The organism is Candidatus Cloacimonas acidaminovorans str. Evry, assembly GCF_000146065.2.
Lineage (GTDB): Bacteria > Cloacimonadota > Cloacimonadia > Cloacimonadales > Cloacimonadaceae > Cloacimonas > Cloacimonas acidaminivorans.
The window spans coordinates 663,986-688,862 of the sequence record NC_020449.1; the positions used below are offsets into that span (position 1 = coordinate 663,986).

Annotated in this window: 12 protein-coding genes and 1 pseudogene; 4 read left to right on the forward strand and 9 right to left on the reverse strand. The window is 38.5% G+C overall.

Going from position 1 to position 24,877, the window contains the following annotated elements; translation table 11 throughout:
• The first annotated feature begins 1 nt into the window (after window position 1).
• From CLOAM_RS02745 to CLOAM_RS02760, 3 genes are all read left to right on the forward strand, one after another.
• Window positions 2–4,216, forward strand: a complete 4,215-nt coding sequence (locus CLOAM_RS02745; RefSeq protein ID WP_015424324.1) for a S8 family serine peptidase — start codon at window positions 2–4, stop codon at window positions 4,214–4,216.
• 39 nt (window positions 4,217–4,255) lie between these two features.
• Window positions 4,256–4,615, forward strand: a complete 360-nt coding sequence (locus tag CLOAM_RS02750) for a DUF5658 family protein (RefSeq protein WP_015424325.1) — start codon at window positions 4,256–4,258, stop codon at window positions 4,613–4,615.
• Between the two features lie 2,071 nt (window positions 4,616–6,686).
• Window positions 6,687–10,265, forward strand: coding sequence for a T9SS-dependent choice-of-anchor J family protein (locus CLOAM_RS02760; protein ID WP_044278853.1), 3,579 nt, complete (start codon window positions 6,687–6,689; stop codon window positions 10,263–10,265).
• A gap of 1,002 nt (window positions 10,266–11,267) precedes the next feature.
• Here CLOAM_RS02760 and CLOAM_RS09010 read toward each other — a convergent pair.
• Genes CLOAM_RS09010 through CLOAM_RS02775 form a run of 3 tightly spaced genes read right to left on the reverse strand, consistent with a single transcriptional unit; the run spans window position 11,268 to window position 15,909 of the window.
• Window positions 11,268–13,697, reverse strand: coding sequence for a T9SS-dependent choice-of-anchor J family protein (locus CLOAM_RS09010; protein ID WP_015424328.1), 2,430 nt, complete (start codon window positions 13,695–13,697; stop codon window positions 11,268–11,270).
• The gene (locus CLOAM_RS02770) at window positions 13,657–15,588 is read right to left on the reverse strand and encodes a hypothetical protein (protein ID WP_015424329.1); all 1,932 of its coding nucleotides are present in this window, start codon (window positions 15,586–15,588) and stop codon (window positions 13,657–13,659) included. Before CLOAM_RS02770 ends, CLOAM_RS09010 begins: the two co-directional genes overlap by 41 nt.
• Window positions 15,589–15,606: 18 nt before the next feature.
• Complete coding sequence (locus CLOAM_RS02775) at window positions 15,607–15,909, reverse strand: hypothetical protein (RefSeq protein WP_044278854.1); 303 nt, start codon at window positions 15,907–15,909, stop codon at window positions 15,607–15,609.
• 649 nt (window positions 15,910–16,558) lie between these two features.
• On the opposite strand from CLOAM_RS02775, the gene CLOAM_RS02780 reads away from it, so the two are divergent.
• Window positions 16,559–18,769 carry a heavy metal translocating P-type ATPase gene (locus tag CLOAM_RS02780; RefSeq protein ID WP_015424332.1) on the forward strand — a complete coding sequence of 737 codons (2,211 nt, stop codon included), beginning with the start codon at window positions 16,559–16,561 and terminating at the stop codon, window positions 18,767–18,769.
• A gap of 126 nt (window positions 18,770–18,895) precedes the next feature.
• On the opposite strand, the pseudogene tnpA reads toward CLOAM_RS02780, so the two are convergent.
• The 6 genes and pseudogenes from tnpA to purQ all read right to left on the reverse strand — a co-directional run bounded on the left by tnpA (window position 18,896) and on the right by purQ (window position 24,875).
• Window positions 18,896–19,345 (reverse strand): annotated as a pseudogene (tnpA, locus tag CLOAM_RS02785) (IS200/IS605 family transposase).
• 743 nt (window positions 19,346–20,088) lie between these two features.
• Complete coding sequence (locus CLOAM_RS02790) at window positions 20,089–21,219, reverse strand: hypothetical protein (protein WP_015424334.1); 1,131 nt, start codon at window positions 21,217–21,219, stop codon at window positions 20,089–20,091.
• Between the two features lie 12 nt (window positions 21,220–21,231).
• Complete coding sequence (locus CLOAM_RS02795) at window positions 21,232–23,094, reverse strand: glutamate mutase L (protein WP_015424335.1); 1,863 nt, start codon at window positions 23,092–23,094, stop codon at window positions 21,232–21,234.
• 15 nt (window positions 23,095–23,109) lie between these two features.
• On the reverse strand, window positions 23,110–23,508 hold the full coding sequence (locus CLOAM_RS02800) for a hypothetical protein (RefSeq protein WP_157859992.1): 399 nt from the start codon (window positions 23,506–23,508) through the stop codon (window positions 23,110–23,112).
• Between the two features lies 1 nt (window position 23,509).
• Window positions 23,510–24,217 carry a ComF family protein gene (locus CLOAM_RS02805; RefSeq protein WP_157859993.1) on the reverse strand — a complete coding sequence of 236 codons (708 nt, stop codon included), beginning with the start codon at window positions 24,215–24,217 and terminating at the stop codon, window positions 23,510–23,512.
• A complete protein-coding gene (gene purQ / locus CLOAM_RS02810; protein ID WP_015424338.1) occupies window positions 24,189–24,875 on the reverse strand; it encodes a phosphoribosylformylglycinamidine synthase I in 687 nt (228 codons plus the stop codon). Before purQ ends, CLOAM_RS02805 begins: the two co-directional genes overlap by 29 nt.
• Between the last annotated feature and the right edge of the window lie 2 nt (window positions 24,876–24,877).

A 24,877-nucleotide genomic window follows, 5' to 3' on the forward strand; every position in this document is an offset into this window, starting at 1 on the left:
AGTGAAGGACTTTTGGACCATATTTAAACTATGCAAATTCTGGTTTCTTCTCCTGTTTTTAAGCTTGGGTATTTTTGTTTTTGCCGAAATTACTCCTGGTCAGCTTATTTTTAAAACCACTATTCCCGTTGAAATTAAAGGAACCCAAACCGGATTATCTGCTTTTGACAATTTTCTTAGCCAAAAAGGAGTTACGCAGATAAAGCCCATTAAGGGTATGCACCAGCCCACTTATTATCTGGCAAATGTTTCTGATGTGCCTCCTGCTGAGGTCTTGGAACAATTAAGTTTTCCGGGTATTCAATATGTTCAGCCCAATTATTTGAGAAAATTGCACTCAACTCCCAACGATCCATTATACAGTCAACAGTATCATTATATCAGCAGCATTCCCGCTGCCTGGAATTATACGGTTGGCAGTAATTATGTTAAAATCGGTATTGTGGATTCAGGAATGTTAATTCACCACCCCGATCTGTGGCAAAACCTTGCTATCAATACTAACGAAATTCCCGATAACGGAATTGATGATGATCATAATGGTTATATAGATGATTGGTGTGGATGGGATTTTACTGATGCACCTGAAATGGCAGGTAATGCTTTAGGGGACTTCTTAGATCAGGATAATGATGTGGAAGATGAAAATTTTCATGGAACCCATGTTTCGGGCATTGCAGGTGCAGTTGGAAATAACGGAATAGGAGTTGTTGGGGTCTGTTGGAATGTAGGTATTTTACCTATTAGAGCTGGTTTTAGAACACTTGATAATCAGGGCTTTTTACAAGATGATGATGTTTCCGCTGCTATTATTTATGCCACAGATAACGGGTGTAATGTGATTAATATGAGTTGGGGTGATCCCAATTATTCTGCTATCATAGCTGACGCCTGTGAATATGCTTATAACAAAGGAGTTGTATTAGTTGCCTCGGCAGGAAATGATGCAGGACCCGGTTTAAGCTATCCTGCCAAGCTTTCTACAGTTATTTCTGTCGGTTCAATCAATATTGCCAAGCAGCTTTCCACTTTTTCCAGTTATGGAGATGATTTAGACCTCGTAGCATTGGGAGAAAGAGTTCTATCTACTTATAAACTTACTACTGATGAACAATATTTCTATATGGATGGAACCTCTATGAGTGCAGCTTTTGTAACTGGAGCTGTGGCATTACTCCTATCTTTGCATCCTGGCTTGAGTCCTGCAGAAGTTAAAGCTCGTTTAATTTCTGCTACGGATGATTTAGCTCCTGTCGGCTTTGATATTAGAACCGGTCATGGTTTGTTGAATGTTAAGAAACTGCTGGATAATTTAGACCCTCCTTTTTTAGAAATTACCAGTCCGCAGGATCAATTAGGAATTAGTGGTTCGGTTCCTATTATAGGTTCTGTCTATGGTTCTGATTTTGCGAATTATACTGTTGCCTATAAGAAAGAAAAAGACCAAAATGACACTAACTGGAAAGATGTTACAGAACATATTGAAACGCTAACAAAATATAGTCAGCCAGTTCATAACGATACTCTGGCTATATTTTATCTTCCGAATAATTTCCCCGAAGGAAAATATCTCCTGCGACTGCAATACGAAAAAACCTTGCACAATATGAACCGCTATAATATTTATAGAACAGTTATTGTAGATCGCACTCCTCCAGTTTTAAGAACGGAAACTATCTCCTATTTTACCCGTTGGACAAAGCTAAATCTGGAATATTATGTTGCAGCTAATTTTGATGAAATAGTTAATACTCAGCTCAAAATAACCGCTTCAGATGGGCTAATCTATAATGTTTATTCTTCTCTTGCGGATAGCATTCAGATTTGGAAATTACCTTCCTCTATTCCGGAAGGAATGATTGATGTCCAATTTATTGCTACCAATATTGCTGGTTTAACCTTTGTTTCTGATATCTTTACTAATTTTTTGAACATTCATTATTATCTAATTCCTCAATATGGATATACTAAAGAAATTATAGGACCTCCCCAAAAGCCGTTGTTGCGTAAAAGGGATTATAACGGCAATGGCATAGCTGAATATGTTGCTATGGAAATTCCGGCCAGTGGTTATGGTTCTGTAAAAGCATTTGAACCCTACCCCGGAGGACATATTGTAACAAATGATTTTGGGGATTCTTTTTGGCCCCTTGATATCGGTTCCACTTATACTACAGGTTCTAAAAGTGAGTTGCTTTTGTTGAGAGGCGAAAATGCTGAAATGTGGCTGACTCCTATAGGGGGAAATTATCCCAGTAACTGTAATGACAGCTTAGTAATTGCTTTGGACACAGGAATTGCGGGAGGAGTGATGGCAGATTATGATAATGATGGCAAAACCGAAATCCTCTTGGTTAAAAATTTACCTGCCGAACGGGTTATTCAAGCATATAAAAGAGTTTCCTCAGGTGCTTTAGCGCCAAGAAATACTATTAGCAACCCCACTTCTACTTATAGCCGTAATAACTTTGTTCCTACAATCATTGTAGATAACTTTGATGGTGATAACTATCCCGATATTTTATGTGCCGACACTGATGGTGATGTAATGATTTTTGAAATTATTAATGCAACACAACATCAATTATGCTGGACAACCCGACTTCCTATAGGAAATACATATTCTCTTACCGCTGGGGATTTTAATGGCGATGGACACAAGGATTTCTTTGTTGCCGGTTATGTTACCGATATTGTTAATCAAAATCTCAATTTCTGGTTAGGAGAGGGATTTCGGAATATAGGTAATAACAATTATACCTCTATGGGCAGCATTATGTTCAATGAGGTCTCCTCTATGAATTCCATTACCAGTGACGACTTGGATCAGGATGGCTGTGACGAAATTATTTTAGCTATCACTCCCAATTTATATGTTTTGAAATATATTAATGGTAAATTCGTTCCTATTTTCTATGATGTAAGCTCTCATAATTATCAGGTTAGCACTTGGGAAGATGAAAACGGAATTATTCGCATTCTGGGTAATGTAAAAACGGTAGGAGATAATCCCGCTTTGGCAGAATGGACTCCTGAAGAACCGTTTACAGGACCTCCCACACCTGCCAATTTAACTGTGAAACCCTTAAATGAAAGCTCTATAAAGGTTTCCTGGACCTCTACCGGTGCTCCGGAATATGCTCTATATAGAAAAGATGAGGAAGGAAATGTAACCAGGAATATTTTAACTGGTGTTACTAGTTTTACCGATACTAATTTGCAACAGGGCAAAGTATATAAGTATGCCATTGCTTCCTGTGACCCTTCTTATACACCAATTGAAAGTATCATAGGTCCCTGGATTGAAGGAATTCCTTTGCCTAAACCTGAATTGGTACAAATTACTTTTGCGGGACAAAAAGAATTACGCTTGTTCTTCAATCAAGAAATGCCGGGAGCTATTATCAATCCTGCCTGTTATTATGTGAGTAACGGAATGGGCAATCCTGTTTCCGCTAATAGTATTTCCGCCAATTCTGGCGTCCAATTGCGATTTAGAAATAATTTTCCTGCTATTGATTCCCTCTTTGTTTTAGAACTTAGAAATATATATGGAATCAGTGGAGTGGAACCGGAAACCCCTTTCTATTATTTTGCCTACATAGAAGATATAATTCCTCCCGAAATTACTGGAGTTAAGGTTTTGCCTTCCAAACAGGAAATTACTATCCAGTTCAGTGAAGAAATATCATCTTTGCCGGCTTTGTATCCTGCTAATTATAATTTACATTGCCCTAAAAACGATCCTGACAATAAAATTGTTTCTGTTTCTCATTCTGTGGATACGGTAACAATTAAGTTTGCAGAAAAGCTGAAATTCAGCAATTATGCTTATTATTTGGAAGTGAATAACATAACCGATCTGGCGGGAAACTTGATTTCACCTCAAGGTAATTTAGTTCGCTTTAGCATTCAAAACCTGGATAATCTGGAAAACTTGAATGTTTATCCCAATCCTGTTACTTCCAAACATTCACCGCAAGTTACCTTTATCAACTTTCCGGTAAATAAAAAAGGGAAAATTGCCATCTACAGCAGTAGCGGACAACTTGTTTTTCAAGATGATATAGGACCCTTTAGTGTAGAAAACAATAATATTACTTACACCTGGAATTTACGGAATAACAATCAGCGTCCTGTTTCCAGTGGAATTTATTTCTATGTAGTGGAAATGGGAGGCAAAATCAAACGCGGTAAACTTGCCATCATTAAATAAATATTGTAGTAAATAATGCTTACACGGAATTAGGATTATATGTTTTGGAAGGTAATTGCTGCCATATTTTGTTCTCCAGTGTTTACCCTTATTTTGTGCATAATTTTCCTTCTGCTGAACATTTTGGATGGGCATTCTACTTATTTGGTGCTGAAACCGGATAAATATCACCGAGAAAAAAATCCCCTTGCCCGCTGGGTTTTCCAAAAACTGAAAATCCCTGCCGGTATAATTATTTTCAAGACCATTTTGATGAGTATTCTGATTTTGGCTATTGCTTATTTTACTGCCTGGGAACCGTTAACCGTTAATATTGCAATGCTTATTGCAGACCTTCTTTTTCTGGTTGTTGTTTTGCATAACTATCATCTTTATTTTCGTTTATCCCGAAAAGAATAAATTTGTTGGGTGGAGTTTTGACTCTAAACCGACTCTTTTACGGTTGCAACTATATTATGAGGCAACAGGAAATGTTATTCGTTGCCTTCTACTTTCAAAGCTGAAGCTCGGTTTAGAGTTAAAACAAAAGCAATGCCGGTGTTTGAAGAAATAGTGCATTGCTGTTACCAGTGTGCTTTTTTTGTTTTTTCGCGATGGTGGAATTTGTGAGTTCGTTTTAGCTCGGTTGTAAGTGTGCTTGCTTCTTGTTTTTTCGTGACCGCGGAATTCGTGAGTTCGTTTTAGCTCGGTTGTAAGGGTGCAGGGTTCTTGTTTTAACTCACAATTTTGAAATGAAGAGACCAAATGTAGTTCGGTTGCCAGTGTTTGTAATTTGAAGGTTGTGGTTTCTGTGATGGCTGTGGCAAAATTGTAAGTCAAAACAAGCATCGCGGTGGAGTTTTGACTCTAAACCGACTCTTTTACGGTTGCAACTATATTTTGAGGCAACAGGAAATGTTATTCGTTGCCTTCAACTTTTGCAGCTGAAGCTCGGTTTAGAGTTAAAACAAAAGTGTCCCCCGAAGCCACAAATTCTGAACAATTCCTACCCCACCTTTCTGGAGCGAAAAAATACTTTCTTTCACGATGGTGGAATTCGTGAGTTTGTTGTAGCTCGGTTGTAAGTGTGCTTGTTTCTTGTTTTTCCGTAACCGTGGAATTCGTAAGTTTGTTGTAGCTCGGTTGACGGTATGTAGAGTTCTTGTTTTTTCGTGACCGCGGAATTTGAGGGTTTGTTGCAGCTCGGTTGTAAGGGTGCTTGCTTCTTGTTTTAACTCACAATTTTGAAATGAAGAGACCAAATGTAGTTCGGTTGCCAGTGTTTGTAATTTGAGGGTTGTGGTTTCTGTGATGGCTGTGGCAAAATTGTAAGTCAAAACGGTACCCTGGTGGAGTTTTGACTCTAAACCGACCCTTTTGTGTTTGCAACTATATTTTGAGGTAACAGGAAATGTTATTCATTGCCTTCAACTTTAACAGCTGAAGCTCGGTTTAGAGTTAAAACAAAAGTGTCCCCCGAAGCCACAAATTCTGAACAATTCCACCCCACCTTTCTGGAGCGAAAAAATACTTTCTTTCACGATGCCGGTGTTTGAAAAAATAGTGTATTGCTATTGCCAGTTTGCTTTTTTTTGTTTTTTCGTGACCGCGGAATTTGATGGTTTGTTGTAGTTTGGTTGTAAGGGTGCAGGGTTCTTGTTTTTTCGTGACCGCGGAATTTGTGGGTTTGTTGTAGCTCGGCTGTAAGGGTGCTTGCTTCTTGTTTTAACTCACAATTTTTTGATTAGGAAACAAGTTATAGCTCAGTTGCAAGTGAAAATGTTCGTGGGATGTGGTTTTCTGGAAGGCAAGTGAAAATTGTAAGTCAAAACGGTGCCCGGGTGGAGTTTTGACTCTAAACCGACCCTTTTGCGTTTGCAACTATATTTTGAGGCAACAGGAAATGTTATTCATTGCCTTCAACTTTCACAGCTGAAGCTCGGTTTAGAGTTAAAACAAAAGTGCCTTCCGAAGCCACAAATTCCAAACAATTCCTACCTCACATTTCTGGAGTGAAAAAATACTTTCTTTCACGATGCCGGTGTTTGAAGAAATAGTGTATTGCTGTTGTCAGTTTGCTTTTTTCTTGTTTTTTCGTGACTGCGGAATTTGATGGTTTGTTGTAGTTTGGTTGTAAGGGTGCAAGGTTCTTGTTTTTTCGTGACCGCGGAATTCGTGGGTTCGTTGTAGCTCGGTTGTAAGTGTGCTTGCTTCTTGTTTTAACTCACAATTTTTTAATTCGAAAACAAGTTATAGCTCAGTTGCAAGTGAAAATGTTCGTGGGATGTGGTTTTCTGGAAGGCAAGTGAAAATTGTAAGTCAAAACGGTGCCCGTGTGAAGTTAAAACAAAAGAAAAGTAAGTTTTTCTTGACAGTATTGCAGGTATAATTATCAGGTAAAAAAAGTTTGTTTTCCACATAGAAATTATTATGGAACAGACAAGATTAGGTGTCTATAATATTAAATTACTTAACAAGAAAAGGAGACGCTATGAAAGCACAAATTTACAAACTCCTTCTTCTACTGATATTTTCAGTAACAGCGATTGCTGCATTTTCTACGGTAAGCGAATATTCTTTTGCTTCAACATTAGGAACTTTTACTGAAATCAGTGGAGGAACTATTCACGGCACCAGTGCGAATGACAATGAATGTTTCTTAGCCATTCCGCTGGGCTTTACTTTCACCTATAACGGTGTTGATTATACAACAATCAGCATCGCTTCCAACGGTTTTATCGCGATGGGGGATACTGTAGTAACAAGTAATGTTCCGATCAGTTCTAATACTTCCACCAATAATGTGATAGCTGTTCTTGCTCGCGATATCAAATCCAGAGCAGATGGAACTTTAATGTCTTTAAGCAGTGGCACTGCACCCAATCGTGTTTTTACTATTCAGTGGAAAAATTGGAGGCGAACTCCTACTGCCACAGCTAATGATGATTTTACTTTTCAAATTCAACTTCAGGAAAACGGTAACAACGTGGTCTTTGTTTACGGACCCTTTACTGCTGTAACTGCTGCTACTTCTGCCACTGTGCAGGTTGGCTTAAGAGGTGATTCCAATAATGACTTCAATAACCGTTTAACTACTACGGACTGGTCTGCAACAACAGCCGGAACCGCTAATAACAGCACCTGCACTTTAAGCGCTACAGTATTTCCTGCTAACGGATTAACCTTTACTTTCACTCCTCCCATAACTGGAGAACCACCTTTAGCGGCTCAAAATCCTCATCCTGCCAATGGAGCTATTAATGTGCCCATAGCTACAAACCTCAGCTGGAATTCCGGAGGTGGAATTGTTGATGGTTATAAGGTCTATTTTGGCACGGATAATCCTCCTACCAATATAGTTAATGGAACCACACAGACAGTAACTGTATATGATCCTGTTAATGATTTAACATACAGCACTACCTATTACTGGAAAATTGTTCCCTATAATCAATTTGGGGATGCAGTTGACTGTCCTGTCTGGAGTTTTACTGTTTTAGCTGATCCCACAGTTACTACTTATCCCTACGAGCAAAACTTTGATTCAGTTACTCCTCCTGATTTAGCTTTGGGTTGGACAGTTATTAATGCCAATAATGATACCTATACCTGGCAGTCCTATAATGGCAATAGTCAAACATCTCCCAATTCTATGCGCATCCGTTATAATTCTACATTAGCAATGGATGACTGGTTATTTACTCCTCCCCTTGTCTTTACAAATACTCATAATTACAAAATAAAATTTTACTACTGTAGTTCAAGTGCCACTTATCCAGAAAAGCTTTCTGTTTATTGGGGAACAACTCCTGCAGTGGCAAGTATGACAAATCTCCTTTGGGAAAATTTGAACATCATCAATACTGCTTATGAAGCAGCAGAAATTATTATGCCTGCAGTAACCGGAGGAACTTATTACATAGGTTTTCATGGTCATAGTGATGCCGATAGATTCTATCTCTATATAGATACTTTCAGCGTATCCGATATAGTAGAACAGATAAATCCACCTCAAAATCTTACTGCTACCATTCAAAATTATTACAATGTCCATTTAGCTTGGCAGGCACCTGTTTCCTCTTTTGGCACAAGAGACCTTCTTGGCTATAAGGTTTATCGGGATGGCTCTTTAATTAACACTATTAGTAATCCTGCTACTCTTACTTATGATGATTTGGGCTTAGAAGTTGGCACTTACAGCTATACAGTTACTGCTTATTATACAACTGGTGAATCAGTTCCTGCGGGTCCTGTAAGTGTAGAAATTGTTGCTCCACTTGATCCGCCTCTGAATTTAACTGCTACAGTGCAGAACAATACTAATGTCTTTCTGGATTGGGATGCTCCAAGTGTAATTCCTCCTCCTACAAGTTTTAATGATAGCTTTGAGAGTTACGAGAATTTCACTATTAATTTTGCTCCCTGGACTTTAGTGGATGTTGACCAAAGCACAACTTATGGAATGCAAGGCATTTCCTGGACTAATGCTTATGCGGCACAAGCATATATTATTTTTAATCCGAGTGCCACGACACCTGCTATAACTGATTTGACAGCTCATACTGGTAATAAAATGGCTGCCTGTTTTGCTTCTACTGTTCCTCCGAATAATGATTGGATGATTACCCCCCAACTTTCTATAACTGCAGGCAATGTGCTAAAATTCTGGGCAAGAAGTTATACCGAGCAATATGGTTTGGAACGCTTTAAAGTCGGTGTTTCAACTACTGGAACAACACCTGCAAATTTCACTATAATTAGCGGAACAACCTATATACAAGCACCGGTTACCTGGACAGAATATACTTATGATTTAAGCAGCTATGCAGGACAAAATGTCTACATTGGTATTCAATGTGTTTCCAATGATGCCTTTATCTTCTTGGTTGATGATGTCTTTATCGGCACTCCTACCACAGCAAAAAGCTATCCTTATGTAGCTTCCGTTTCTGGAACTATTGAAAGAGTAAAGGGTGTTTCGGTTCCCACTATTAGACAAGAGACAAAAAATAATGACCGTGCCCTTTTGGGCTATAAGGTCTATCGTAATGGAACATTAATTTCTACTATAAATAATCCTGCTACGACTGACTATACTGATCTTGATCTTGCCAACGGAACTTATAATTATGGTGTAACTGCACTATATACTACTGGGGAATCAGTTCCCGCAACTGTAAGTGTAACTATCAATTATCAGCCCACACCTGCATTCTTTACAGATGATTTTGAGAGCTATGCTAATTTCGTTACTACCTTTGCTCCTTGGACTACGGTTGATGTTGATCTTGCTGATACTTATGGCATTCAGGATGTTGATTTTCCCGGAAGCGGAGATGCTATGGCATATATCATCTTTAATCCTTCAGCAACAGTTCCTCCTTTAACTACATTAACTGCTCACAGCGGTTCTAAAATGCCTGCCAGTTTTGCTGCAACGACACCTCCTAATAATGACTGGATGATTAGCCCGCGTGTGTTTTTAGGAACAGGGTCATTCGTTAAGTTTTATGCCAGAAGTTACACTGCACAATATGGACTGGAACGATTCAAAGTTGGGGTTTCTACTACTACGCCTAATCCTGCAAACTTCCAATTTGTTTCCGGCGCAACTTATGTACAGGCACCTGTCACTTGGACTGAATATACTTACGACCTATCCAGTTATGATAATCAAAATGTTTATATTGGAATTCAATGTCTTTCCAACGATGCCTTTATCTTCTTTGTTGACGATGTAAGCATTCATGGAGTAAATGGATATGATAATAATGATAACAATGCTCCTGTTGTCCAAACTGAGCTGAAAGGAAATTATCCCAATCCATTCAATCCAGAAACCACTATTGCCTATAGCGTTAAAGAACATATTCCCGTAAATATTGAAATTTATAACATTAAGGGTCAGAAAGTTAAAACCCTGGTTAACGAAACAAAAGCTCCTGGTAATTATACCGCTGTATGGAGAGGACTGGATGATAATAACCATCCTGTGTCCAGCGGAGTGTATTTCTTTAAAATGAATGCTGGTAAATATAGCAGCACGAAGAAAATGATAATGATGAAATAAATGTAGAATGAAATAGTAAGATAAGAAATAAGATATATAGACGGAGGACGTTGTTCCTCCGCCTTTTTTTGTAGTTTATTAAAGTCAGGGCTGGTTTCACGCAGATTACGCAGATTACGCAGATTTAAAAATAATAGGTAAGGGAGGAACAGGATTATAGGGATAATTAGGATTTTTATTATCTATAATGACCAACCTGTATGCGTTAGATATTGAAAAATTAAATTATATAGGTTAAAATATATAAGCACTGGAATAACAAAAACACAGGAATGGTAGAAACCAGGAATGAAGACGGCTGGTTTCACGCAGATTACGCAGATTACGCAGATTTAAAAATAATAGGTAAGGGATGAACAGGATTATAAGGATAATTAGGATTTTTATTATCTATGATGACCAACCTGTATGAATTAGATATTGAAAAATTAAATTATATAGGTTAAAATATATAAGCGCTGGAATAACAAAAACGCTGTAATGATAAAAATGCTGTAATGATAAAAACACTGTAATGACAAAAACGCTGTAATGATAAAAACACAGGAATGGCAAAGGGAAGAAATTATAGAAACAAAGGCATAAATCCGATTTTTTCAATCTAAAAATAATCTAATCTCCTGAAGAAACTTTCAGTTTTTAGGCAAATCGGAATTATCCAGCTCTTTTTCTCCTCACTGTATTATTTAGAATATAAAAATCCTGATAATCCCTATAATCCTGTTCATCCCATACCTATTCTCATTTTTAATCTGCGTCATCTGCGAAATCTGCGTGAGCCCTTTTTTTCATTCTCCTATTACTCGCCGGGTTGAAACCCTTCTATAATAGTTGTCGTTCCTACGGAACTTGTTCTCCGTAATCTGATTGTCGGGGAAACGACAGAATACCTTTCTGCCAGATAAAAAAGTAGTCGGAGCTTTTTTAAGAGCTCCGACCACTATATCACTTGTTAACTTGTTAACCTTCAAACTAACTTGCTAACCAGTTAACCCGTTAACTTTATTTTGCTAATACCATCTTCTTAGCGGAAGTGTATTTACCGGTTGTTAAACGATACAGATAAATTCCACTAGCAACGCTTCTTCCATTTTCATCACGACCATCCCAAGAAACCTGATAGTAACCTGGACTATTGTGTTCCTGAGTAAAGGTCTTGATTCTTTGACCTTTCATATTGTAGATTTCAATTTTAACCTTACCGGCTTCTTTCAAGGAATAACGGATATTGGTATTCGGATTGAAAGGATTGGGGAAGGCATTATAGAGTTTTGTAACCATTGGAACAGATGGAGGCATCGGTTCTTGGGTTGGATCACCAATAGTAACAGTTAAAGGACCATAGAATTGGCTGGTTCCATCCAGAGCTACACTTTCCAACCAGTAATAATACACCATATTAGTATAGACCTCAAAATCAGTATATAAGTAGCTGATCTGAGTTCCAACCGCAGTTCCTTTGTCAATTAACTGAGCATTGATCTTGACAGCATTTTCCAAATCCTTTGCCTCATTCCGGAAAATATTATAACCGGAATGATTGGTTTCGGTCTCTGCCATCCAGGCAATATTGACAAAGTTTTCGGAAGTTACCACAGCTGTGAAGTTGGATAAGGTTACAGGCAGTGTCTGACCTTCTTGCTGAGGGAAAACAAAACATAAATCTCCAGCTGCTTTTCCAGATAATGTGAATGTTACAGTTGTTTCATTCCAGTTGCTAACTCCAGGACTGCTTGAAGTGAGGAGATTCCAAGTTCCAGGTTCAATTCTATAGGCAATTTGAGCTGGAACAAAACCAAGATTATGGTTGATAGTGATTATTGCGCCTGAAAAGCTGGTTCCAGTAAGTGTTAAGCTAAGACCAGCATTGGGAAGATCAACATCAGCATAGCCAGCAATAACAGTTACGGTTGCATCACTTTGTGGGAGATTGGAAATATCTATAGTGGGAGAAATAGAATGAACAGGTGGGATAATTATACTAACATTTCCTCCAGAGGCGATTCCACTTACAATATCGCTATTTTCAAATGTAATCCGGAAATTATCTACATAGAGATTATACATATCAGCATCGCTGTAACCGTGGAAACCAATATAATAAATCCCCGTTGTCTGCGGGGTAAAAGTGGCTTGTTCTAAACTGAAAGTGGTATTGGAAATTTCGAAATGATCATTAAGTAAGGTATTAAGAGCTGCAGGAGTAGGTGAGCTGCCAATATATACACCAAGGTTTTCAGGATAAGTATCTGATTCAACACGATATTCATACCTTATATTGTATGTAGTATCCTTAGTTAAACTTATTGGTGGTGTAATAAACCAGTCATCCATTGTCAGAGAAGGATTGTAGACAATCTTCATTGCTTTATTAGGAGAAATCTCCTCAGTAAGAGTCCATTTTTTCCCATCATTGTTTACATCTAATATTGTCCATCCATTGATATTGCTCTGAAAATCATTTAGATACGGGACGGAAATTGAATAGTCAGCTCCAGTTCCGGTTAGAGGAATATTATGCTCTGTTTTACTAAGATTATCCACTATTGTTAAACTTGCTGTTTTTTCACCAAGGGAAGTGGGAGCAAAAGCAACCGAGACAGTAATTGTTTCACCCGAACCAAGTTCACAAGGATAACTATTAGTATCTGTTAATTGGAACTGATCTACATTAGCTCCAATTAATTCAATAGCAGGATTAATTGTTAAGGTTCCCCCGCCATCGTTTTTAATAGTAAAGACCTGAGCAGAAGAGACAGTATTGATCTGCAATTCGCCAAATGATTTGCTTTCAGGAGTTATAGAGATTGCAGGTTCAGCAGAAATATGTCTGAAGTATACATTATCAATATCCAGATAATAATCACCCCCACCCCGAGTAGCCAGGAATTTAGCTTTAATAATATCACCTTGAGAGACCTTGGCTTGAGTGATAGGAACACTGCAAGTGGCAAAGGAAGTGGAAGTAATATGATTACTGCTATCAATTGTGTGAATAGTTGTGAAAGTTGTTCCATCAGTAGAGATCTGAATTTCCAGTTTATCACCAGCTACCAGTGTATGAGCAGTATTCGGGTATCCGGTAAATTCAACATAGCGATAATCAAATTGCAGGGTAGTATTATCGGTTAAAGGACCTACAGGAGGTGTAGTTACATAAGCTGAAGTTGAGTAACTGTATAAATTTTTATACAATCCATTACTACTAACACCATGAGATGAACTTACTGAAAAAGAACCTGTCCAATTTGCCGGTAAAGAAGTGCTGGCATCAAATGTTTCCAGATAGGGGATAGACCTTGTAGGATCGGCAGCGGTAGTAAAGCTCCATTCTGTTCCCTGAACTTCCTGGGTTCCATTTAAAGTAAAAACAGTCCAATATATTGTTGTGCTATAGGGCCAGTTTGAAGAATGAGTAATATTGGCTTTCATTAACAGTAGCCATATTTACCAAATCACTTGCACCGGAAGAAGTTCCTACTTTAACTTTATAGCCACTTGCTCCTGTTACATCTGCCCAATTAAGAACACGATTTGTAGCATCTTGATTTGTAGCTGCATTATAGGGACTTGGAGAAATAGCTATTCCACTGGCAGTAGAGAAATTCCATACAGGAATTTCTCCCGCATCAGAAGCAGCACCATAATCATTATAGGGGTCCACTTTCCAAGAATAGGAACTACCAAATAACAGATTTTCAGCAAGATCAAAAACAGTTTCAGCTTGATTAGCTATTAGTTCCATACTTTCGGCATCTTTTCCTAAGTATATTTTATATCCGATTGGAGCTCCACCACCTGAACTCCAACTTAAATTGGTAGTAATGGCAACTGAAGTTGCATTATTAGCAGGGGAGGGATTAATTGCTGGATTAGGAGGGTTGCCTCCTTGAACACTAATAAAGGATATTTCATCTACATTAATGTTGTAACCATAATTTGAGATAGCTTTAAAAATAACATAGTAGGTTAAATTTTCTGCACCGGGTCCAATTTCAAAAGTATATTGATACCAACCGTTTCCTGTCTCTACTGGAGCTTGATCATAATCCCGAATTATAGTTCCCAGTAAAGTGGCTCCGGTTAAACTGGGAGTTGTGTTGGAATAAATTTCTACTTTGTCTGTATAAGAAGAATAAGATGATTTATAACGATACATCCAGAAACTGGTGGAATATACCATATTAGCATCTCCGGCATTAATGGGAGGAGAGAACAAACTGGCATTTGAACCGTCACTTAAATTATAACTATTATAGTAAAGCATTCCAGCTCCTGAATAAGGAGAAACGGTTGGATATGAAGATCCGGTAGACCTCTGCCAACCGGTAGCTCCGGAGCCAATTTGATGTGTCCACCCAAAAGGTGGGAAGGTTGTCCCATCAAAACTTTCCGCATGAGGGAATTCTGTTATTGTTGGATCAGCCATAGTTGTGAAAGACCAGACAGGAAGGGTAGCAATAGTTGAAGCATAGCCATAATCATTATGAGGATCTACTTTCCAGTAATAAGTTGTTGAATATTGAAGATTTGAAGGGCTGAAAGATGTTGTTGTTATACCAGATTGTTCATTTTCAAAAGAGGTTTCACTGGTTCCCCAAAATATCTTATAATCAGTAGGTGCTCCACCTCCACTACTCCAACTTAAAGTAACATTTTTTGGGATATTGGTTGAGGCATGAGCAGGTGAGGGATTTGTGGCTGGATTAGGAGGTTGCTCTGTAACTAATGGAGAAACATCAAATCTTACAATAGGTCTATTATATGTCGCATATAAGGAACTTGGTTGGCTACCATCGTTGGAGTTTCCTCTACATAAATAAGTTGTTGAAGTAGAATTGTAAGTATAGTAAGGTCTGGAACTACTATAGAACTCATATCCTTTAACTACAAGAATATGAAGATTTCCACCTGCATCATATTCAAAAGGTGAACTTAAAGTAACTTCTTCCCAACCACTACTAAGAGTATTAGGAAATGATCCAGAATATACAAGAGAATAACCTGTATAAGGAGAAGATACTGTAGTTGTAGGCAAAGAGGAAGCACTGGAGATCATCATATAAATGCTTACATTGTTTATTGTTACTGTAGTTGATCCACTATACTTATAGAAAGCAACTTTGTTGATTATGTATGGTGCTCCTATTTCTGACGAAGTATAAAGCATCTCATAAGTTGAATAGTTATAAAACCTATTAATAGGGATTTGATCATTAGTAGTAGCATTTGAGTCACCAATTGTAATCAGATCTCCCCATGTAGTTGAGAAAATTCCCAGTAAAATAACCAGGAATGAGAAGAGTAAAATATTCTTTTTCATAATAGATTTCTCCTTTTATCAATAGTTAAAAATGAGGTTAGGGCAAAAGTAAGCTCTTGACCTGTTGAATTTTGAAAGTTGGTTTGTTTTCTGAATAAAGGAATTATAGTTTAAGTTATACTCCCAAGTTTGTTTACGACAATTAGAAATAAAAAAAGCAAGAACAGCACTTCCTAAAGAGGATAGAGAGGGCTGTGTTTTACTATGAATAGTAACGATTTTTATGAAGAAATTGGGGAAAGATATCTTTTCTGCGCCTTTGCAAGATGTTGCTATTTTTTTAATATTAGTATTGGGCTTGGGGTCAAGATAATAAACCAATTTCTTCTCCTTAAATAAATAAAGCATTTAAGACATTTTTTGTTTAGTTTCAGGCATTAAAGCCCAAGGAAACTAAAACACCTATCACTAACTAATACATTCTTTGTGCAATAAATAAAGAACCATTTCAATCATCAATTCCATATAAAGAGAAAGGGAAAATTGTGTCAAGGAAAATCTTAAAAAAAATTGAGAATTGTCAATGGAGAATTTAGAATATTAAATAAAAATCAGCGGAATCGGCGAAATCTGCGTGAACTGATATGAGGAATTAACCAATAAAAATCCGTATAAATCAGCAAAATCCGTCCTATCTGGGTTGCTAATTTTTTTTAGGGTTTTCTTAGGAGCATTAGGAAAGCATTGCTTACCCATTACGGATGGCATTAGCAATGGGTAAGCAATGGGTAAGCAATGCTATTAAGGAAGGAGTTGTAAACCAATATGAATTTGTTAGTTAGGCAATCAGATGAGAGTTTTCCTTGTGTTACTGAATTTTCGGGATATTATATCAATAAGACAAATTGCCTGTGGACAAAGTAGTAGCGCTTATGAATTATATTTATTTCGTTTGGAAAAGGAAAGGAAAGAACTTTTTCCGCAGGGTTTCAGGTTCAAACAAAAGAAAACAAAATGAGGAAAAACAGGAATGCAAAGGAAAATTACCTTGGGAATTGAAGGAATGCATTGTGCTTCTTGCAGCGCGAGAGCCGAAAAAGCACTGTCACAATTGAAAGGAGTTAGCGAAGCAAATGTAAATCTCGCTCTGGAAGAAGCATACATTGTTTACGATGACAAGCAATTAACGCTTGCTGATTTTAAGCAGGCAATAGAAAAACTGGGTTTTAAAGTGAAAGAGACAGAGGCAGATAAAGAAAGCGAACAAATCCGCCAAATGCAGGTAGCAAAAAAGAAAATGGGGCTTTCCTGGCTGATTACTGCCTTGGTTCTGCTATTAATGATCCCCGATATGGTTTTGGGAAGAGCAATTATTAGCGAACAGATGGATGCCTGGCTGATGGTGATTTTGAGTTTGCTGGCGATGATTTTTCCTGCCAGACAAGTATATCTTTCTGCCTATAAAGCGGTAAAAAGCGGAACTGCCAATATGGATGTGTTAATTGCAATGGGCACAATCGCTTCTTTGCTGGCAGCTCCTCTTTCGCTGTTTATAAAGGATATTGTGGCAAATAGTTTTGCAGGAATTGCTGCGATGATTATTTCTTTTCATTTAACCGGACGCTATCTGGAGGCAAAAGCCAAAGGAACTGCTTCGGAGGAAATCAGAAAGCTAATCGGTTTAGGTGCTAAAACGGCAATCGTTTTGGAAGCGGGAACGGAAAAAGAAATTCCGCTTAGTCAACTGAAAGTGGGGGATATCTTTATAGTTAAGCCCGGAGCAAAAATTCCTACCGACGGCATTGTGATTAAAGGAAATAGTTTAGTGGATGAGTCAATGGCAACAGGTGAATCCCTTCCCGTAACTAAAAAGCCGAATGATAATGTGTTAGGCGCAACTATCAACCTTGATGGTTATCTGGAAGTGCAGGCAACCAAGGTTGGTAAAGAGACCTTTCTGGCGCAAGTGATCCAAATGGTAAGCGAGGCACAGCATTCTAAAGTTCCTATTCAATTGCTGGCAGATAAGATAACTGCGGTTTTTGTGCCAGTGGTGCTATGTTTGGTAGTGATTGTTTTTGCGGTTTGGATGATTTTTCCGGACACAATGCAAAATATTGCCTCTGTTATAATAAGCGTTATTCCATTGCAGGTTCCTGTTAAAGGTTTGGCAGCTGCATTGATGGCTTCTATAGCCACTCTGGTAATTGCTTGTCCTTGTGCATTAGGTTTGGCAACTCCTACTGCTTTAATGGTGGGAAGTGGTTTGGGAGCAAAAAAAGGGATTTTGATTCGCAACGGTGAAGCACTGCAAAGAATGAGAGAACTGAATACAATGGTCTTTGATAAAACAGGAACTTTAACCAACGGTATTCCGCAACTAATAAAAACCGTTTGTTTCCAAGGAACAGATAAGGAAAATCGGGCAATTGCGGCTTCTTTAGAACAGGCATCGGAACATCCTTTGGCGATGGCATTGGTGAAAGGATTTGAATTGTCGGAATTGATTGCACGCGAGGATTTTATCTCTATGCCGGGAAAAGGAGTGAAAGGCAAAATAAACGGAAAACAATATTTGTTAGGGAATGCTGACTTTTTGCAGGAAGAAGGAATAGCCCTTCCCTCTTTTGAGGATGAGACACTGGACTATGCTACCCAAATTGGACTGGCAACCGATAGGGAATTGCTTGCTTGGTTCTATCTTGCTGATACAATTAAAGATAATGCTCCCCAAGTGATTGCGGAATTGAAGGGCAGAGGAATTAAAACCATTATGATTAGCGGCGACCAAACAAAAACAGCTATTGCCATTGCGGAAAAATGCGGTATTCAAGAAGTGCTGGCTCCTGTTTTGCCTGGCGATAAAGCAATGAAAATTAAGGAATTACAATCTAAAGATCTGATTGTAGGTATGGTAGGTGATGGTATTAATGATGCTCCGGCGTTAAAACAGGCAGATATTGGCTTTGCAATGGGCTTGGGGACCGATATTGCCATTGAAACTGCAGATATAACCCTTCTGCGTAATGACCTAAAACTGATTCCACTGGCGATAGACCTCTCCCAAAAAACCTTTGCTAAAATTAAACAGAATTTGTTCTGGGCTTTTTTCTATAATTTGATTGCGATTCCCTTAGCTGCCTTTGGGGTTTTACATCCCGTGATTGCAGAAATGGCTATGGCTTTTAGTAGCGTGACAGTGGTGACCAATGCCAACCTGCTGAAACGGAAAGAAAATTAGCCACACGGAATGAATTGCTGATAAACCCTCTGCTCTACGCACTTTGCCCTCTGCCAAAAAGCCCGGAGGGCGACATAATGATGTAGAAGGTGGCGTAAGCCCCTCGCAAATATTATTCCCATTTATTTAAACTGATTGCTTTTCCCTCAATTTATCAGGGTCCCAATGTTTTTTCAAAAGAGCATTAAATTCCTCTTCTACAGTAATATTATGATGATGGTCTGCTTGATGTTCAATATAATCCTTTACATCATCTATATTTGATTTACTGACCGAAAATGCGGCATAACCATCTTGCCAATGAAAATCCAACTTGGTTTTTTCCCGGAACCATTTACTGGAATTGGCTTTTAACTTTACCATAAAATCCACCATACTTAATTCTTTGGGAGCTAAACAAAGAATATGAATATGATCTTCAATTCCGCCAATGGAAATAGGTATACCCTTTAAATTGATAATAATGCCATAAAGATAGGCATACATTTATTCAGCAAGAGTTTTTTTGAGCCAGGTTTTACGATTTTTGGTAGAAAAGATAATGTGAACCGCTAAATGACAAAAAGATGCAGGCATTTTTTCGGCTTAATATTATTTATTTTATAATTACGAGGGGTTTACACACCCATCGCTATTATTGTGTCGCCCTGACGGGCTTTTTGGCAGAGGGCTAAGAGCAAAGGGCATAGAGTTTATTTTCCATTTTTCCCGAGGGGTTTACACACCCATCGCTATTATTGTGTCGCCCTTCGGGCTTTAATGTATCTAAACCCTCTAAACCTTATCAACCCTCTAAACCTTTTTTTCCGAGGGGTTTACACACCCATCGTTATCATTGTGTCGCCCTACGGGCTTTTTGGAAACCCGGAATGTGGAAAGAAAAAACACTCGGGGCTTACATTTTCCGAGGGGTTTACACACCCATCGCTATTATCGTGTCGCCCTACGGGCTTTAATGTATCTAAACCCTCTAAACCTTATCAACCCTCTAAACCTTTTTTTCCGAGGGGTTTACACACCCATCGCTATCATTGTGTCGCCCTGAAGGGCTTTTTGGAAACCCGGAATGTGGAAAGAAAAAACACTCGGGGCTTACATTTCCCGAGGGGTTTACACACCCATCGCTATAAAAGTGTCGCCCTGACGGGCTTTAATGTATCTAATCCTTATCAACCTTCTAAAACTTCTCAACCTTCTAAAACTTCTCAACCCTCTAAACCTTATCAACCCTCTAAACCTTTTTTTCCGAGGGGCTTACGCTACCATCGCTATTGTTGTGTCACACTGACGGGCTTTTTTTTCTGAGGTATTATATTTGCTCAGGATTCTATTACTTCAACATTAGCACGTGGAACGATAATTTTTGTGCCATTTTCAAATTCCGCTTCCAAAACCCGAACCAAAGTTTCCGATTCCACTTTAGTAAGTTCTTCAGGCAGAGCAGTCACTTTGGCAATGTGTCCGAAATGGGGTTGGCGGATAATTCTGATTACGGTTCCGATTTCCAAAATGGGCATAGAAACTTCTTTAGCAACGAGTTCTTGTTCTTCAAACTGGAGCGGAATAATAATTTCCGGACGAATAACTCCGGCACGAATTTGAGTTCTGCCATGAATAGAGGTTTTATAACCCTCAAAATGTTTTAATAAATTAAAGGTTTTTTGTGCCATATTAATTCTGCCAAAACCCTCTGTGCAAACGATAGTAATGCCGATATTTTCGTGTCCTGTAATAGCTACTCCAATATCATAGCCGAGTAATTTTTTAATATCCTGATCGTCTATACCACCTGTAATAATAGCTTTTACGCCATTTTTCCGGGCTATATCAATTGCGTGATAGGGTGCAAAAGCACCGGCAACAATTATTTTACCGGCACAGGATGCATCAATTTTGGCAACATCCAATTCATCATCGGGGCTTTCTGCTATCATTTTTAATTCGCCAAAGGTTTCTCCTCCGAGCCCAAAAATTCCTTGAATATAGGCACTTTTATTTTCAATGATTACTCCTTCCTCTTCAATAATATCGGTTACCAAGCCATCTATAAATGCCTTTACCTGAACAGGAATACGGGGTTCACGCAGTAAGATTTGGCCTGTTACGGAAGAAATGTTTTCCACTTCTCCTTCAATAGGGGAAAGAATTTCCGTTTTCATTATACCGAGCCCGAAAAGTCCTTTAGTTTCAGCCAAAACGGTTTTTTGAGTGATTTTATCACCCGGTTTAATTTTAATGTAATTAACTAATTGTTGAGGGGTAACTCCAAGTTTATTGGCAAGATTGAAAGGTATAACTTTACCTGGGAGTAAGGTTTCGGCAACAACATCTTCAGCTTTTACTTTATCGCCTTTTTTCACGAGCACCTGTCCTTTCAAAGGCAGAATGCGTTCTTTGCGTAAGATTATATTATCGGTAACGGTTAAACCGGCAGAATATGCTTGTCCCATTTTTTTATCCTCCTATGACAAAATATGTTCCGGGTATGCATTCAGGGCTTTCATCCACTTTTTAAGGGCAGAAATGCGTTCATTTTTATCTGCAGGAAGCACAAAAGGTTTACGACCTCTGGTATCTAAAACGATGCCAACTTTTCCCCCGTGCAGATCAACGGTCAGTTCTTTCTTTCTATCTGCATCTAAAATCAAGCCACTATGTGTTTTCAGAGTTGCTTTGGCAACCTGTCCAATCTCACAAGGGATTAAACGCATTTCACCAAAGGGTATATCTTCTTCAAAAACAGAGCCATCAGGAAGCTCCAGTTTGGCATAGAGAGCTGGTTTACCAATTTTTCCTTTTCCTACAGGGGCTACGCAAGTTCCCAAATAAATCATACAGTCCTTGCGGAAAACCTCTGTAGCTGCTTTGGTGCTGATTTCAGATAGGACTCCCAAATGAGGCATCATAAAAATGCTATCAACGGAAAGACGGGTTATTCCTTCAGGCAAAAAAGCATCTATTAACATCATCACGGTCTGATTTCTGCGTGGAGCATGAGATAAAACTCCTCCGCTACCAACTAAAAGATCAAGGGTCATCATATTTACAATTGTTTCTCCGGAAACGGATTGCGAGAATGCTTCCGAAATATCACGCTGTTTTTGCATACCTTTTAAGGAACTGGCAAAGGACTTATGCTGTTCAAAAGCCAAACGTAATGCCTCTTTGGCAATTGCCTGTTCCAGAACAAGTTCTTCTAAAAGAGAAGGAATCGTAGTAGGACGAATCATTTTGTTTTTAATCATATTACGCAGCTCGCTTTCATCAATATCAAAAGGCACCCAACGCATAATATTTTCCAGTCCTGCTGAAGCCAGCACATTGGAAATGCTGTAGCTTAAACCCAAATTGGCACTAACCGTGCGATTGAAAATGAAATCCTTGGTAAAAACACTGAAAATATCTGTAGTGGCACCACCGATATCAACACCTACAACTTCAATGTTTTCTTCTTTGGCAATTGCTTGCATAATATTTCCAACTGCTGCAGGAGTTGGCATAATAGGAACTTGTTCATGTTCAGGACCAACCGTCCATTCCATCAGTTTGTTATAGCCCGGTGCCTGTTTCATAACATGTTCCATAAAGAGGTTATGAATCTTTTCTCTGGCAGGAAGAAGGTTTTCAATTTCCAGTTTGGGACGAATGTTATCCGTGATAATCAAATCCACTTTTTCCCCGAGGGTTTTGACAATTTCTTCTCGGGCATCTTTATTGCCGGCATAAATAACAGGCAGTTTATAACCGGAACCAAGACGGGGTTTAGGGTCTGCACTGGCAACCAATTCAGCCATTTCCACCACATGTTTAACAGTGCCACCATCTTCACCACCTGCCATTAAAATCATATCGGGTCGGAGTTCACGGATGCGTTCAATCTTTTCATGATTCATCCTTTTATCGTTACTGGCAATAAGGTCCATAACAATTGCTCCGGCTCCCAAAGCTGCTCTTTCTGCACTTTCACCTGTCATAGAAGCAACAACTCCAGTAACCATCATTTGCAAGCCACCGCCTGCGGAAGATGTTGAAACATAAGCATCAACGCCAACATCACCTTTACGGGGAATAACGAATTCTCCGTTTTCCATAAATTTGATATTAGGATTGTGATACTTCAGGCGCGCCAATTCTTCCAATTCTTGAGTGGCATTAATAACACCTTTGGTAACATCGTTTAAGGGTGCTTCAACGGTTGTAGGTGCTTCCCCGCGAATGGTTTGACGAAATTCTCCATCTATCCATTCAATTAAAATTGCCTTGGTAGTAGTGCTGCCACAGTCAGTAGCAACAATACGGGTAAGGCGTTTCTCATCGTATTGCATATATCCTCCACTTTTTCAAGCAGTTTTATTTTTTCTCTTAAATATTTTGTGGTAAAATGCCTTTCTTTTGGCTTTGCGATGTTGTTTTTTGAGCTTGTTTTCCTGTCTGCGTTCACGAGTATAAATTTCATCCAGTTCGTCCATCCGTTTAATGAGTTTTTTTATGTTATTTTCATCTTCCATCATAATGGCAAACTGCTGATATTTTTTGGAATCAAAAATGATTTCCGCTACCGGAAGAATAAAAAACAGTGCCTGACTTCCAATTCCGTGTAAAGGACGGACAGATTCAAAAAGAAGAATTCCTGCAGGAGCCAAATGCCTTTCGGCAATAAATTTTGCCACCTTTTCAATCATTTCATTGATTTCGCTTTCTGAGGTCTCGGGTCGGATTTCCCAAAATTCCTTATTCATTTTAAGCTCGGGCAACGGTTATGGCACAAATTTTATCTGCTCCTGCAGAGCGCAAGGTTTTGGCAATTTCATTTAAGGTGCTGCCGGTAGTGAAAACATCATCAATTAAAATAATTTTTTTGCCTGCTACGAGGTTTTTATTTTTTACCTGAAAAGCACCAGCCAAATTTTTTATTCTATGATCACGGGAAAGTAGGGTTTGGCTTAAAGTATTGATTCTTCTTTTCACAGGATTAAAATATGGCATATCAATCAATTTAGCCACAGAATAGGCAATTAAATCGGATTGATTGTAACCTCTTTCTCTTTTTCTTACTCTATGCAAAGGAACAGCACATATATAGTCGTAATTTTTTAGAACTGGTTTGGATTCAATAAGTTCTGCTATCGGCAAAGCAAAATAACCGGCAGGAGAACTATAGCCATTATATTTCAAAATATGTATCAGGTCTCTAACCGGACCTGAATAGCGAAAAACAGAAATGGCAGAATCAAAGGCAAAATTTCCTTCCGCACAAACCTCACAGGGAAGTTCTTTATTTTCACTTCCGCAAACAGGGCAAGTTCCTTCTCCAATTAGATATAGCTTCGCTTCACAATCAGGACAAATAACCTGATAACGGTCATCTATTCTGTTTCCACAAACCAAACAGGCAGGAGGAATCAGAAGTTCTAAGATTTTATTCCAGAGCATTTTCAATGGCAGCAAAAATCCACCTTCCATCTTTAGTGGGAACTGTTTCCGTAGCAGAACGTTCAGGATGTGGCATCATCCCTAAAATGTTGCGCTGTTTATTACAAATTCCCGCTATATTATCTAATGAGCCGTTGGGATTACTTTCAATGTTTATATTTCCCTGTTTATCACAATAGCGGAAAAGTATTTGATCGTTGGCTATCAATTGTTTTAAGCCCTCGGGATCAATATAATAATTACCTTCTTTATGCGCTATGGGAATATCCATAACTTTTCCTTTACCAATGCCTTGAGTGAAAGGACTGGCTTCTGTTTCCACCCGAATATATTGATGTTGACAAATAAAATGCAAATTTGCATTCATCATTAAAGTTCCAGGTAGTAAACCGCATTCCGTTAAAATCTGAAAACCATTACAAATACCAACTAATAAACCTCCTTTTTGGGCAAAAGCAATAACTTCTTGCACAATGGGAGAAAACCTGGCTAAAGCTCCACAACGAAGATAATCACCGTAAGAAAAACCACCTGGCAAAATTACCAAATCCGGCTTTTCCAAATCGGAATCCTTATGCCAAATAAGTTTGGTTTGATTACCCCGGCTTTTGCAAACTCTGTAAGTATCATAATCACAATTGGAACCGGGAAAAGTAACAACACTAATACGCAAGA

Excerpts from the sequence above, each read along its gene's own strand:
- CLOAM_RS02750 (WP_015424325.1), top strand. The coding sequence starts at position 4,256 with ATGTTTTGGAAGGTAATTGCTGCCATATTTTGTTCTCCAGTGTTTACC.
- CLOAM_RS02760 (WP_044278853.1), top strand. The coding sequence starts at position 6,687 with ATGAAAGCACAAATTTACAAACTCCTTCTTCTACTGATATTTTCAGTA.
- CLOAM_RS09010 (WP_015424328.1), bottom strand. The coding sequence starts at position 13,697 with ATGAAAGCCAATATTACTCATTCTTCAAACTGGCCCTATAGCACAACA.
- CLOAM_RS02770 (WP_015424329.1), bottom strand. The coding sequence starts at position 15,588 with ATGAAAAAGAATATTTTACTCTTCTCATTCCTGGTTATTTTACTGGGA.
- CLOAM_RS02780 (WP_015424332.1), top strand. The coding sequence starts at position 16,559 with ATGCAAAGGAAAATTACCTTGGGAATTGAAGGAATGCATTGTGCTTCT.
- CLOAM_RS02790 (WP_015424334.1), bottom strand. The coding sequence starts at position 21,219 with ATGGGACAAGCATATTCTGCCGGTTTAACCGTTACCGATAATATAATC.
- CLOAM_RS02795 (WP_015424335.1), bottom strand. The coding sequence starts at position 23,094 with ATGCAATACGATGAGAAACGCCTTACCCGTATTGTTGCTACTGACTGT.
- CLOAM_RS02800 (WP_157859992.1), bottom strand. The coding sequence starts at position 23,508 with ATGAATAAGGAATTTTGGGAAATCCGACCCGAGACCTCAGAAAGCGAA.